The 13756-nt window shown below is 66.6% G+C and carries 8 protein-coding genes and 1 pseudogene; 4 read left to right on the top strand and 5 right to left on the bottom strand.

Annotated features, from left to right (window positions below):
* The first annotated feature begins 11 nt into the window (after positions 1–11).
* Positions 12–1235, top strand: coding sequence for a cytochrome P450 family protein (locus tag ON34_RS23995; RefSeq protein ID WP_051023035.1), 1224 nt, complete (start codon positions 12–14; stop codon positions 1233–1235).
* Here ON34_RS23995 and ON34_RS23990 read toward each other — a convergent pair.
* The 3 genes from ON34_RS23990 to ON34_RS23980 all read right to left on the bottom strand — a co-directional run bounded on the left by ON34_RS23990 (position 1166) and on the right by ON34_RS23980 (position 5534).
* Positions 1166–1918 carry a YwaF family protein gene (locus tag ON34_RS23990; protein WP_051023034.1) on the bottom strand — a complete coding sequence of 251 codons (753 nt, stop codon included), beginning with the start codon at positions 1916–1918 and terminating at the stop codon, positions 1166–1168. The two genes, ON34_RS23995 and ON34_RS23990, sit on opposite strands and share 70 nt — an antisense overlap.
* 390 nt (positions 1919–2308) lie before the next feature.
* Positions 2309–3517 (bottom strand): cytochrome P450 family protein, encoded by a 1209-nt coding sequence (locus ON34_RS23985; protein WP_040783511.1) that lies wholly within the window; start codon positions 3515–3517, stop codon positions 2309–2311.
* Between the two features lie 232 nt (positions 3518–3749).
* Entirely contained in the window at positions 3750–5534 is a 1785-nt protein-coding gene (locus tag ON34_RS23980) for an acyl-CoA dehydrogenase family protein (RefSeq protein WP_040783276.1), read from the bottom strand.
* Between the two features lie 866 nt (positions 5535–6400).
* Here ON34_RS23980 and ON34_RS23975 point away from each other — a divergent pair.
* Positions 6401–8760, top strand: a pseudogene (locus tag ON34_RS23975) (arylsulfatase).
* A 114-nt stretch (positions 8761–8874) separates the two neighbouring features.
* Here the strand turns inward: ON34_RS23975 and ON34_RS23970 are convergent.
* The gene (locus tag ON34_RS23970) at positions 8875–9555 is read right to left on the bottom strand and encodes a TetR/AcrR family transcriptional regulator (RefSeq protein ID WP_083889729.1); all 681 of its coding nucleotides are present in this window, start codon (positions 9553–9555) and stop codon (positions 8875–8877) included.
* 67 nt (positions 9556–9622) lie between these two features.
* On the opposite strand from ON34_RS23970, the gene ON34_RS23965 reads away from it, so the two are divergent.
* Entirely contained in the window at positions 9623–10732 is a 1110-nt protein-coding gene (locus tag ON34_RS23965; protein WP_040783272.1) for an FAD-dependent oxidoreductase, read from the top strand.
* 12 nt (positions 10733–10744) lie between these two features.
* Here ON34_RS23965 and ON34_RS23960 read toward each other — a convergent pair whose 3' ends face one another.
* A complete protein-coding gene (locus ON34_RS23960; RefSeq protein WP_040783269.1) occupies positions 10745–11005 on the bottom strand; it encodes a hypothetical protein in 261 nt (86 codons plus the stop codon).
* A 318-nt stretch (positions 11006–11323) separates the two neighbouring features.
* Between ON34_RS23960 and ON34_RS23955 the strand changes: the two genes are divergently transcribed.
* Entirely contained in the window at positions 11324–13720 is a 2397-nt protein-coding gene (locus ON34_RS23955) for an ATP-binding cassette domain-containing protein (protein WP_040783267.1), read from the top strand.
* Positions 13721–13756: the final 36 nt, after the last annotated feature.

The raw sequence follows: 13756 nt of genomic DNA, 5'->3' as shown, positions 1-13756 counted from the left end.
AGGGAAAGCTCATGACAACCAGCCTGCCCGCATTCCCCGCCCCGAACGAGGACCTGCTCGACACCTGCATCCGGCTCCGGGAGATCGCGCCCGTGGTCGAGGTGGAGTTCCCCGGCGGCGTGCCCGCCTACCTCGCGCTGACGTACGACGCCGTCCGTGAGATTCTCGCCGGGGACAACAAGACGTTCGCCCGGGAACCGAAGCACTGGCCCGCCCTGTACGACGGTTCCATTCCGGAGGACTGGCCCCTGCGGGCCGTCGTCCAGGGCGACCACTTGTCCACCAAGGACGGCGACGACCATCGGCGCCTCCGTGGCCTGATCAGCAAAGCGTTCACCCCGGGCCGGGTACAGGCGCTGGAGCCGCGGATCCAGCAGATCATCGACGGCTTGCTGGACGACGTGGTGGCCGCCGGGGACGGTGTCGACCTGGTACCCACCTTCACCGAAGCGCTGCCGATGGCGGTGATCTGCGAACTCTTCGGCGTGCCGGAGCCGGAACGGGATCGGCTGCGGCGTTGGACCGCTACCCTCCTGGCGCACACGACTCCTCCCGAGGAGGCGTTCGCGACGCAGAAGGCGCTCATGGCGTACCTGTACGAACTGGCGGAGCGCAAGCAGCGCGAGCCCGGCGACGACCTCACCACGGGTCTGGTGCAGGCCCGCGACCAGGACGACAAGCTCACGTCCGAGGAACTGGTCGCCGTGCTGTGGATCATGCTGGTCGCCGGCCACGAGACCACGGTCCACATGCTCGGCCAGGCCATCCTGGCGCTGTCACAACACCCCGATCAACTCGCGCTGGCCAAGGCCGACGATCTCTGGGCCGACGTGGTCGAAGAGACCGTGCGGTACCGCCATTCGGTGATGATGACCAGTTGGCGGTTCACGCTGACCGACGTCACCATCGCGGGCGTGACCATCCCCAAGGGCAACGCGGTCGGCGTGGCCTACCAGGCGTGTGGCATCGACCCGGCCGAGTACGGCGAGACGGCGAACGAGTTCGACATCACCCGCAAGCAGCGGTCCGGACATCTCGGGTTCGGCCACGGTCCGCGGTACTGCATCGGCGCCGGGCTGGCCCGGCTGGAGGGCAGGCTCGCGCTCGCCTCGCTGTATCGGCGGCTGCCCGAACTCACCCTCGCGATCGACCCGAAGGACATCGCCTACTCGCCGTCCTTCTTCACGATCGGCCCGCTTTCGGTGCCGGTCAACCTCGGCGGCGTGCGGGGCTGACGAGTCCAGGGCCAGGTCATCATGGCCCACACGGCGAGGAGGAGGACGGCCACGGTGACCAGGTACCAGGGCCAAGGGCCGAGCACATCGAGCAACGAGGGAGTCGAGGGTTTCCCGTTGACGAAGCCATAGTTGGTGTCGGCGATGGCGTTGAAGACGAACGTCACCGCCACCCACACCAGGGTGACTGTCACGGCGATCCGGTAGCTGCGCCAGTCGGGGTGCATGCCGATGCCCCAGGTCAAGTAGATCGCCGCCCAGACCACGACCAGGTGAATGGCCCAGAAGGCCAGGAATTCGTAGTGCGGGAAATCCGGGCTGTGCAGCGCGGGGGAGATGAGCGCCTGCGTACTCAAGGTGAGGCACCAGTAATAGGTCAGGGCATACGCCCAGTGCCGGTGTGACCACAGCGCGTACGCGGCGGCCATGGTCGCGAGATCGGTCAGTCGCAGCGGAACCGAGCCGCCGACCGTCGGAGGGGCCATCGTGGAGAGGTAGATCGCCAGGTACAGCGCGATTATCGCGGCGCCGCAGACTCGCCCGAATCGACGCGCGCTGTCGGGGCTACGGTGTGCGCGCCCGACGCGGACGGCCGACGCCGCCCCGACCGCGAACACCGCCAGCACCACCCAGTGCGACGGCCCGTACGCGGAGAACTCCCGCTGCGCCGATAGCGGGTCCACCTACCTGATCTTATAGGCGTGAGCAGGCCCCGTCGAAGACTCGCCGCCGACCTGGTCGCGCCGTGTCAGGTCGGCTTCGAGTGCGCAAACCAGTTCACCGATGCCTCACTCCGATCCGGTCGGTGAGCGGCGGGATGGAACAGTACAGCGGAGGTGGGCAGCGGCTGCCGTGGTGACGCTTCTGTCGGCTGGTCTTCTGTCGTCCGGAGCCGGTTCGGTGTCGGCGGATGGTCCTGGACGGTTCGACTTGCCGGCGCATCGGGGGACTGATGGTCCTTTCCAGGAGCGGCAACCTACCCGAGGCCCGGGGCCGACCCGGTCACGTACTGCCGGACTCGGCCCCGCGGCTCCCACCGGATGAACCAACAGTGCCACAAACGAGCTACACCTTCAGAGATACAACGGAGAAGAAGGCGGGAACACAACCGGCAACGCGGTCAATGCTCGGTGAAATGGGCCGGGACGCCACACGAGATCCTTTTGGGACACCGCTAGTTTCAGTTCCGGAAGAGTGTCCAGGAGTTGATCGATGACGTCCTGCGCGAGCAGATACCCGTACGGCCGGGCGTGCGCAGGACAGGCGTGCGGGCCGGTGCTGAACGCCAGATGCCATCCATTGTCCAGGAATTCGCCTGTGTTCATCTCCGGGTCGGTATTACAGGCGGCCATGCTGATGATGACGGGCTGATTCGCCGGCAGCCACACGTCCTCGATCAGAATTGGCTGGCGAGGATAAGTAATGCAATAGTTCGCCATTGGCGGGTCGGTTGCCAGCCGCTCATCGAGTGCGGTCTTGGTCGACAAGTGCAGGCTATTGCCATCGTTGGTGAAACGGGCATCGGTCAGCATCAACAGCAGGGTGTTGGCGATGAGGTTCAGTGGCGGTTCGACACCGGCCGCGAACAGCAAGACCAACTGATGCACCATCTCCTCGTCGGAGAGCCCGGCGGGATGCTGGATCAGCCTCGTGGTGATGTCGTCAGCCGGGTGAGCGCGCTTCAGAGTGGTGAGGTCGAGCAACGCTTGACCCATTCTCGCGTTGACCGTCTCCGTGTCCACACCGTCGAACATCGCGGCACTGGCCTCCGCGACCCGCTCACCGATATCCGGTGGACAGCCGAGTACCTGGCAGAAGACCGAGAAGACCAGCGGAAGGATGTACTGGTTCAACAGTTCGGCATTCCCGTCCGCGCAGAACGTGTTGATGATCGGGATGGCGGATCTCTCCACCATGGATCGCAGCGAGTTCAGGTCGATCCCGGCCAAGGCGTCGTTCAAAGCATTGCGGTAGCGAGCGTGCTCGGCGCCGCTGGTGCGTATTGCGTTGGGTCGGGCCTCGACCATGGGCATGATCGGGATATCGGCGGGTACGGTCTTCTGCCAGGTACTCGGATCGGCTGGAAAACGGTCGGAGTCGTTCAGAATGCGCACGGCGGTGCGATATTTGATAACCAGGGTTGCAGGCACTCCTGGCCACATCTCGACCGGCACCAGCGGTCCGTAGTCTCTCCGCATTCGGCGGTAGAATCTGTGTGGATCGGCGGCGAACTCTGCACTGTAAATCGGAATTCGAGGACCTACTACCTCGATCGACGACATCGAGTCGGCGGTAGCACCACGACGCGTGTGCTGCGGATTCACGTAGTCTCCTTGATATCGGTTGCGGCAGCATAGTACCCAAGGCCGGGTCCGAGTGAAGGATCGTCCGCGTCGTTATGTTGTTCCGTTCCAAGAGGATTCGACCGTCCGGCCTGGGGTTCGTACTCCTGAGCCCGGCAAGCCGGATCGGCCGCCGCTGCAGGGGCGCCCGATCCGGCTTGCGTTGGGGGGATCAGAGACGGCGTGGGTCGTGGCAGCGGGAGTCCCACGCGGCGGGCAGATCATCGGACAGGACCGGCGCGCCCAGTGCCTCGTCGTCGAAGTCGAAGGCGTCCAGCAGTGCGGGCAGGTTGTCGGCGAGGTTGTCGATGGCTTGGGCGAGCAGCCCTTTGCGGAGTTGCTGCTTCACCGCGTTCACGCCGGCGATGTCGAGTAGACCGTGGGTGAGGTACCACGTCGACTCTTTGTTGATCTGATCCAGAGCGAACACGTCACGCACAGCCGCGATCTCGGGGTGTTCCGCGTGTTCGTCGAGCAACCGCAAGGTCTGTTCGGCGCAGTAGGCCTCGGCGAGCTCGAGCGCGTCCGGAATGACCTCCAGTCGAGCTTCCAGGCCTGGGTTGCCCAAGGCTGGCTGTGCTTCTTGCGCGATCGTCAGAGTGCGGGCGCTGAGCAAGCGCGCGCGGTCTCCTGCGTCGGCGGGATCGTGGACAGTGGGTTCGGGCGGCAGTGTGCCTGCGAGTTGTTTGGCCAGTACGCGACCGGCGACGGAACCGAGAACGTAGATGTCGCCCTCACCGGTGATGGCGGCATGGCAGACTCCGAGGTAGTCGGCGACCCGGTTCGCGCTGAACATCCCTTGCGCGGCCATCTTGATGCGACAGTCGGTGACTGTGGCCAAGGCGTGCTTCTGGATGAAGTGCTTGGCCAACATGACCGACACGACGGTGTCGCGGTCGGTGAGATCACTGTCCGCGAGGAACGTCTTGATCGCGTTACCGTAGATGGTCCGGGCGACAGTGCCGGCCAGGTCGGTGAGCAGGGTGTCGCGCACGTGCGGGACGTCGAACATGAATGGTTCGTCGGCTGGCGTCAACGGCACCACCCGCTTGGTGGCGTAGCGCAGCGCGATGTAGAGCGAGGCGCGGGCCGCGGCGTTGAGGCAGGACGAGAGCGCCAAGCGCCCGACGGTCAGTTGACTGATCGCCGAGGCGAACGCCCGCTTCCGGCTTGTCTCGTCGCGCCAGGTCAGCACACCATTGTCGTCGATGGTGGCCAGGTTGTTGCTCAGCCAGGCATTCCGTTCCACCCGGAGGTTGTCGAAACTGATCACCGAGTTGTCCATGATGACCAGCGGCTGATGGTCGAGCTGGGTGATCGTCACGCCGGGGCAGGGGTCGCCGTTGGCGTCGCGTAGTCGCGCCGTGAACAAGTGCACACCCTGATCGACGCCCGCCGCGTCGATGAACCGCGCACCGATGACGCAGACCCGGGCAACCGGGATGCCGACGCTGGGCATGAATTTCCGCGCCCGCGAGTTCGGGGTGTTGAGCACGAACCCGTTGCCGTCCCATGTCGCGGTGGTCTGCATGAATCCGATGTTGGAGCCGCACCCGTACTCGGTCAGCAGCATGACGCCGATGCTGGAAGCGTCATCCAGGTCCTGAAGATACGGCGAGGCGGATTCTGGATCGGTCAGGGTGGCCAGGCTGCCCGAGGCCAAGTTGTAGTGGCCGGAGATCAGCGGGATCAGATCCGTCGCCAGCACCGCGGACCAGTCGAACACCGCGAACAGCTGGGGGAGATCGGTTGCGACAGCGCGAGTACTGCCGATCTCCTTGACCAGATACCGCAACTGATCATACGCGTTCTCCCGCCGCTGCTCCTGGCTCTGCTTCTCCGTGACGGCGAAGTCCGGGTTGCTCAGAATCTGCTGCAGCTGCTGGTGGAACTCTCGGTCGCCGTGCCGAAGAAGCTCGGCCAGCGATGTGCGTTCCGTATCCGCGTGCGTAACCATAACCGCCTCCTACCATTTCCGATCCCAGCGGTTACTCGTCAACCGTTGGGCATACCCGGGCCATCGCTGCCGAACCTCGACGCACCGGAGTCGGCGGTTACCGCGGGTTCACGCGGACACAGCCGGGGACCGGGACAAGGAAGCCGGACGATCACCTGTCAAAAGCTCAATGCACCACACACCTTCACGTGAGGTTTCGTTCCGCTGCCCGGCCACGGAGTTTCGCGCACTGCGCCACGGAATGGTCGCGCGCCCATGCCGACCCGTCGGGGAGTCGCGGGAACACAAGGGAAGGTTCCCAAAGCCGCGATCGCCCGTTCCGGTCCCGCCAGCGGGGCGTGCGGTCTGTTCGTATCGGCCGGGCGGCAACGTGTACACGCTGCCGAGCCGATAGCACGGTCGCGCCGAACTGCGACATCGCCGTTGCCGCAGAGTTGCCTTTTGTCGACCGACGCACGAAAAGTATTGTGCCACAGACAGTCTTGCAACTCATTCCGAACGAAAACAAACACTTGGTCTGGGCCGATGACCTGGCGTTCTGCTGAACCCGGCCGACCATGTCGTGCCCACGCCGATCGGGCGAACAGCCCTGTCTGCCGATTCGCCAGCGCCCGCCTCGGTATTCGGCTCGGCGAGGAGATCACTCAGGGCATTCGCCCAGCTGCGCACTGGATCAGCTCGAACCGTCACGCAAGGTCGGCATGAAGCGCGCTCCAGCACCTAACGGTGCGGCCCTGGCCGGGCATCGTCGACAGGAATCCGAACGGCCGTCACCACACGTGGGTGAGCGGAGCATCGGCGGGACCGAAACCATGGCGGCAGGTCAGCCGGACGAGCACGGGGACCGGCTGCCGGTTCGACGCACCATGCGCGAAAGTGTCGTGATCTGCGGAGCGTGTGGTTTGACTGGAAGGGTGCCTGTTCCCTCTCATGCTCGCGGTTACGAAGATTTCGGTGGCTCGGTCGGTCGCACCGTCGTCGATTCGACCCCCGAATGGACCTATCCACCAACCGCCCCCGACGGCGCTCCGAACATTGTCGTGGTGCTGATCGATGACATGGGATACAGCGATATCGGCCCGTTCGGCTCCGAGATCGAGACGCCGACGCTGGACCGGCTGGCCGCCACCGGTCTTCGGCTGACGAACTACCACACCACCCCGTTGTGCTCGCCGTCGCGCGCGTCGCTGCTTACCGGCATCAATGCCCACCGCGCTGGTTTCGGGTTCGTCGCCAATGCCGATCCCGGCTATCCGGGTCTGCGCTTGGAACTCGCGGACGATGTGCTGACGCTGCCGGAGATTCTGCGCGACAACGGCTACGCCACCTACGCGGTCGGCAAGTGGCACTTAGTGCGCGACGCCACGATGAACCCCGCGGCACATAGGGATTCGTGGCCGACCCAGCGCGGCTTCGACCGGTACTACGGCTCACTGGAGGGGCTCAACTCCTTCTACTACCCGAACCAGCTGGTCTCGGACTCCTCGGTCGTCGATATCGAGGAATACCCGGAGGGCTACTACCTCACCGACGATCTGACCGATAAGGCCATCGCCTACGTCAAGGATCTGCGCGCGCACGACGCCACCAAGCCGTTCTTCCTGTACTTCGCCCACGTCGCCATGCACGGTCCGTTGCAGGCCAAGCCGCGGGATCTGGCCAAATACCGTGGCCGCTACGCCGAGGGCTGGGACGAACTGCGCCGCAGCCGGTTCGCCAGCCAACTCGCCCAGGGCCTGTTCCCTCCGGGAACACGGCAGAAGCCGCGCAACACCGAACCCGGATACGAAGCGGCGGAATGGGCTTCGCTGACCCCGGCGGAACAGCGACGATTCGCCCGGTACATGGAGGTGTACGCGGCGATGGTCGACAGCATCGACCAGAGCCTGGGACGCATCCTCGACACGCTCGAGCGGCTCGGCGAGCTGGACAACACGATCGTGGTGTTCACCTCGGACAACGGCGGCACCGCCGAAGGCGGGCCGGAGGGCACCCGCACCTACTTCGCGGAGTTCGCGCACATCACCGATCCGGACTGGGTCGGCGATGTCCCGCACGACGAGGAGCTGATCGGCACCGCGAAACTGGGCGTGCACTATCCGCGCGGCTGGGGGCAGGCGTCCAATACGCCGTTCCGCTTCTACAAAGGCCAGACCTTCGCGGGCGGCGTACGCGTGCCGTTCCTGCTCTCCTGGCCGAAAGGACTGCCGCGCGCCGAAGGGGACAACGGCATCCGGCACGAATACACCTACGTCACCGATCTCGCGCCGACGCTGCTGGAGCTTGCCGGGTTGCGGCGGCCGACCGTCCGTAGCGGCTTGCCCGCCAAGGAGTTCGACGGCGTATCGGCGGTGCGGACGCTGCGCGATCCCGAGGCGGTGTCCGAGCACACCGAGCAGTACTCGGAGATGGTGGGCAACCGCGGCTTCTACCGTGACGGCTGGAAACTGTTGTCGCTGTATGAGCCGGGGACCGATATCGACAAGCCGAAGTGGCAGCTGTTCGACGTCCGCACCGATCCGACGGAGCTGCACGACCTGTCCGAGCGGTTTCCGGAGAAAGTCGCGGAGCTGGCCGCCGCCTGGGACGAATCCGCCTGGGCCAATACGGTTTTCCCGCTGGCCACGCGGCAGGATCTGGCTCGGCGACGGCCTGAGGAGTCCCGGTTCTCCGCCCCGGTCCGGCTGCTGCCCGGCACGCCGACCTTGGAACGGTATCGCTCGCAGCGACTGATCGCCTACCGGGACTTCGCCATCGAGGCGCAACTCGGCGCCTACAAGGCGGGCGACGAGGGTGTCCTTGTCGCACACGGCGATCCGCTGGGCGGCTACGTGCTCTACATCGAGAACGGCCGGGTGACCTTCGGTCTCAATAGCTACGGCCGCTACGACACGGTCACGACGGAACCCTTGGCGGACGGCGTGCAGCGGATCACCGTGCACGCCGCAGTGCGCCCTCGGTTGCGTTCGGATTTCGCCATCGAGATCGACGGCGTTCAGGTCGCGCAGCTACTCGATCAGGTCCAGTTGGTCGGCATGTCGCCGTGGACCGGCATCTCCGTCGGCGTCGACGCCCGCGGCCCGGTATCCTGGGATCTGCGCGAACGCGCGGCACCTTCCGCTACACCGGCGATCTACGCGCGATCACCTACACCCCCGGCCCGATCCAAGTGCCGCAACAGACCATCGAGGCGGTGGAGCGGGAGGCGGAATTCGTCGCCGAATGAATCGCGGGACAGCTCTGCGCCTCGCGGCGCCAGGGGCATCTACTGCGCCGATGGCGACGCGTCAGCGCCGAACGTGTGCCACGGGCGGCGTTCGCCTGGTACTCGGGCCGCGCGTCAGCTCGAGATGCGGGCTTGGATGCCGTCGAGGAGGAAGTCGAGGCCGGTGCGGAAGGTTTGGTCGGCGTCCAGGTGGGCGCCCTCGCGGATGACCGTGGCCAGCGCGGGGAATCGGCCGGTTGCGAGGGTTCGCTCCAGATAAGGCCCGAAGGCGGCCTGCCACTGCTGCTTGTCCATCCCGGTGGCCCGCTCGGCCCGCAGCTCGGCGATCTCCCGGCGCACCGCGCCGATCACGTACGCGTTGACCGCGTCGACCACCGGCATGACGGTGTCCACGTCGAGGTCGCCCATCGCGGCCACCACAGCCTCTCCTCTGGCCATCGCGTGCGGCCCGAGCTGGGGCCGTCCACCGATCAGGTCGGCAAACCATTCGTGCTGGTGAGCGGCCTGCCGGGTGGTTTCGGCAAGGGACCTTAGCACCTCTCGCCACCCCTCTCCGGCCGGTCGGATCTCGGCGTAGACCGCGTCGACCATCAGGTCGAGCAACTCCTCCTTGGTGGCGATGTAGCCGTACAGCCGCATCGGCCCGACGTCGAGTGCGGCGGCAACCTTGCGTAACGACACCGCCGCGAGTCCGTCCGCGTCGGCCAGCCGGATCGCCGCTCGCACGATCCGCTCCCGGCTCAGTGGGGCAGGCGCCGGTCGATCCGGCGGCTCCGGCCTCTCCCACACCAACATGCCGCTGACCATACATCGCATGGTGCGATACAGTGTATTGGCAAATACGCTGTATCGAAGGGTGGCCATGAACATCGCGATCGTCGGAGCCGGACTGGGCGGCCTGACCCTCGCCCGAGTGCTGCATGTGAACGGCATCGACGCCGTCGTCTACGAACGGGAACCCTCGCGCGACGCGCGCGGTCAGGGCGGCATGCTCGACATCCATTCCGGGCAGCGAGCGCTGCGTGCGGCCGGTCTGATCGACCAGTTCCACGGGATCGCCCGCGGCGAAGGGCAGGACATGCGCCTTTTGGAGCCGGACGGCACCTTGCTGCTCCAGGAGGACACCCCCGACGACGCCCCGCTCGAGCGACCCGAAGTCGACCGCGCCGATCTGCGTAACCTGCTGCTGGAGTCCCTCCCCGAGGACGTGGTGCGCTGGGGGCACGCGTTCAGATCCGCCGACAACGGCCTGCTGCACTTCGCCGACGGCAGCACTGCTATGTATGACCTGCTGGTCGGCGCCGACGGCGCGCAGTCCCGGGTCCGCACGCTGCTCACCGACGCCCGCCCGGCGCATATCGGCCAGAACGTCGTCGAACTCGGCATTCCCGACATCGACCGCACGCACCCCGACCTCGCGGCGATGGTCGGGCGAGGCAACTACTGGGTGCTCGGCAACGGACTATCGCTGGCGGCGCAGCGCAACGGCGACGGCCGCGTTCGCATCGGCCTCAGCTTCTACAACACCGACGAGAACTGGTTCGCCACCACCGGGATCCCGTTCGACGACCCGCCCGCCGCCCGGGCGCGGCTGATCGACCTGCTCAGCGGCTGGGACGCACGGTTCACCGCGCTGATCGCGGCCTGCGACGACTCGGTCGTGCCGCGGTCGATCACCGCTCTCCCGGTCGGGCTGACCTGGCCGTCGACGCCAGGCATCACGCTGCTCGGCGATGCCGCGCACCTGATGCCGCCGGTGGGCGAGGGCGCCAACATGGCGCTGCTGGACGGCGCCGTGCTCGGTCTCGCGCTGGCCGCGCACCCGGACGACTTTCCCGCCGCCGTCGAAGAATACGAACGCGAGATGTTCGAACGCACCAGCGCTGCCGCCCGGATGTCCGCACGCATGCAGGAAATCCTGATGTCGCCGGACGCCAGCCGGAGAATGCTCGCATTCTTCCAACCCGGCTGAGATGTCACCGATTCAGCGCCGTCCGGTGCAGTAGCCCTCGGGGGTGTACTGGCAGGGTCGCTCGTTGCGACCTCGGTACCCCCCATGGTTGCTGCTGCGGCTGCGCTCGCCCACGCCGGAGCCGCGCCGATCGGCAGGGTCATGCGAGTACTTGTCCGCGGTGACGGCCACGAACGGTTCGGGCGAGAGGATGGCCGGTGTCACCAGCGCGCCTCCGATCAGAGTGGCGGCCACCACTCGACGTACCGCGCGACGCTTCTTTGCGTTCTCCATGGCATATTTCCCGTCGTATAACGTACCGTTGGATAACGACACGATAGATGATGGTCCACCATATGGGGAAGGGCTACGAGGAGATCGGGTCAGGAATCGAGAAGCGCCCGCCCCCGAGCCGCGCCTAGCGTGACTGCCATGGCCGACACGTTCGACGACGTCGGCCCGGCGGCGCGGTAGGTCAGGCATCACAACGGGACGTGCCACGGCCGCGCCGACGACGGACGGCCGGACGTCCTGCTCGAAGCTGGTTAGATCGAGCCAGGCGCCGCCCACTGCGACCGCGAAGGCAGTCCCGCCGCAACAGAGGGAGACACGATGAGCACGGCCACGACGAGGGACGCGCAGTCCTCCGCGCCGCACCTTGCCGACAGCCACGACGTGATCCGCGTGCACGGCGCGCGCGTGAACAACCTCCAGGACGTCAGCATCGAGATCCCGAAGCGCAGGCTGACGGTGTTCACCGGTGTCTCCGGCTCGGGCAAGAGCTCGCTGGTGTTCGACACGATCGCCGCGGAGTCGCAGCGTCTGATCAACGAGACCTACAGCGCCTTCGTGCAGGGCTTCATGCCGACGCTGGCACGGCCGGAGGTCGACGTGCTCGACGGGCTGACCACCGCGATTGTCGTCGACCAGCAGCGGATGGGCGCCGACCCGCGCTCCACGGTCGGCACCGCCACCGACGCCAACGCGATGCTGCGCATCCTCTTCAGCCGACTCGGCACCCCGCACATCGGCCCGCCCAGCGCGTACGCCTTCAATGTCCCCTCGGTCCGGGCCACGGGTGCGATCACGGTCGAACGCGGCGCGGGCAAGACCAAGGCCGAGAAAGCCACCTTCACCCGCACCGGCGGCATGTGCACCCGCTGCGAAGGCCGCGGAACCGTTTCCGATATCGACCTCACCCAGCTCTACGACGACTCCAAGTCCATCGCGGAGGGCGCGTTCACCATCCCGGGCTGGAAGTCCGACAGTTGGTGGACGGTGCGGATATACGCCGAGTCGGGTTTCCTCGACCCCGACAAGCCGATCCGCAAGTACACCAAGAAGGAGATGCACGACTTCCTCTACCGCGAGCCGACCAAGGTGAAGGTCGAGGGCATCAACCTCACCTACGAGGGGCTGATCCCCAAGATCCAGAAGTCGTTCCTCGCCAAGGACCGAGAGGCCATGCAGCCGCACATCCGGGCGTTCGTCGACCGTGCGGTCACCTTCCAGACCTGCCCCGAGTGCGGCGGCACCCGGCTCAGCGAGGCCGCCAGGACGTCGAAGATCCAGGGGATCAGCATCGCCGACGCCTGCGCGATGCAGATCAGTGACCTGGCCGGATGGGTCAACGGGCTGCACGAGCCGTCGGTGGCGCCGCTGCTGGCCGCGCTGCGGCATTCGCTGGACTCCTTCGTGGAGATCGGACTGGGTTACCTCTCGCTCGACCGGTCGTCGGGCACGCTGTCGGGCGGTGAGGCGCAGCGCGTCAAGATGGTCCGGCATCTCGGCTCGTCGCTGACCGACGTCACCTACGTTTTCGACGAGCCGACCATCGGTCTGCACCCCCATGACATCCAGCGGATGAACGACCTGCTGTTGCGGCTGCGCGACAAGGGCAACACGGTGCTCGTCGTGGAGCACAAGCCGGAGACGATCGCGATCGCCGACCACGTCGTCGACCTCGGCCCCGGCGCCGGAACCGCGGGCGGCACCGTCTGCTTCGAGGGAACCGTCGAGGAGCTGCGGACCAGCGGCACCGTCACCGGCCACCATTTCGACGACCGGGCCACCCTGAAAAAGGCGGTGCGCAAGCCCACCGGCACGCTGGAAATCCGCGGCGCGACGACCAACAACCTCCAGAATGTCGATGTCGACATCCCGCTCGGGGTGCTCTGCGTCGTCACCGGCGTCGCCGGGTCCGGCAAGAGCTCGCTGATCCACGGTTCCATCCCCGCCTCGGCGGCCGTGGTTTCGGTCGACCAGGCGCCCATTCGCGGCTCGCGACGGAGCAACCCGGCGACATACACCGGACTGCTCGACCCGATCCGCAAGGCGTTCGCGAAGGCCAACGGCGTGAAACCGGCGCTGTTCAGCGCCAATTCCGAGGGCGCGTGCCCCACCTGCAACGGTGCGGGCGTCATCTACACCGACCTGGCGATGATGGCCGGTGTCGCCACCACCTGCGAGGAGTGCGAGGGAAAGCGGTTCCAGGCAGCCGTGCTGGACTACAAACTCGGCGGCCGCGACATCAGCGAGGTGCTGGCGATGCCGGTGACCGAGGCCGAGGAGTTCTTCGGCTCCGGAGAGGCCCGCACGCCGGCCGCGCACGCCATTCTCGGGCGGTTCGCCGACGTCGGGCTCGGCTACCTCACTCTCGGCCAGCCGCTCACGACGCTGTCCGGCGGCGAGCGGCAGCGACTGAAGCTGGCCACCCACATGGCCGAGAAGGGCGGCGTCTACGTGCTCGACGAGCCGACCGCGGGTCTGCACCTCGCCGACGTCGAGCAGCTGCTCGGCCTGCTCGACCGGCTGGTGGACTCCGGCAAGTCGGTCATCGTCATCGAGCACCACCAAGCGGTGATGGCGCACGCCGACTGGATCATCGACCTCGGCCCCGGCGCAGGCCATGACGGCGGCCGGATCGTCTTCGAAGGCACACCCGGCGACCTCGTCGCCGCCCGCTCCACCCTCACAGGCGAGCACCTCGCGGCCTACGTCGGCGCTTGACCAGGTGCCGGAGCACACCGATATGAGTGCCCTCGG

Origin of the sequence: Nocardia pneumoniae NBRC 100136 (genome assembly GCF_000308755.1) — a bacterium.
In the GTDB taxonomy this organism is placed as follows: Bacteria; Actinomycetota; Actinomycetes; order Mycobacteriales; family Mycobacteriaceae; genus Nocardia; species Nocardia pneumoniae.
The sequence above is the reverse complement of the archived record's forward strand: the minus strand, read 5'-3'. Positions and strand labels throughout refer to the sequence as shown.

Excerpts from the sequence above, each read along its gene's own strand:
- ON34_RS23965 (WP_040783272.1), top strand. The coding sequence starts at position 9,623 with ATGAACATCGCGATCGTCGGAGCCGGACTGGGCGGCCTGACCCTCGCC.
- ON34_RS23970 (WP_083889729.1), bottom strand. The coding sequence starts at position 9,555 with ATGTTGGTGTGGGAGAGGCCGGAGCCGCCGGATCGACCGGCGCCTGCC.
- ON34_RS23980 (WP_040783276.1), bottom strand. The coding sequence starts at position 5,534 with ATGGTTACGCACGCGGATACGGAACGCACATCGCTGGCCGAGCTTCTT.
- ON34_RS23955 (WP_040783267.1), top strand. The coding sequence starts at position 11,324 with ATGAGCACGGCCACGACGAGGGACGCGCAGTCCTCCGCGCCGCACCTT.
- ON34_RS23995 (WP_051023035.1), top strand. The coding sequence starts at position 12 with ATGACAACCAGCCTGCCCGCATTCCCCGCCCCGAACGAGGACCTGCTC.
- ON34_RS23985 (WP_040783511.1), bottom strand. The coding sequence starts at position 3,517 with ATGTCGTCGATCGAGGTAGTAGGTCCTCGAATTCCGATTTACAGTGCA.
- ON34_RS23960 (WP_040783269.1), bottom strand. The coding sequence starts at position 11,005 with ATGGAGAACGCAAAGAAGCGTCGCGCGGTACGTCGAGTGGTGGCCGCC.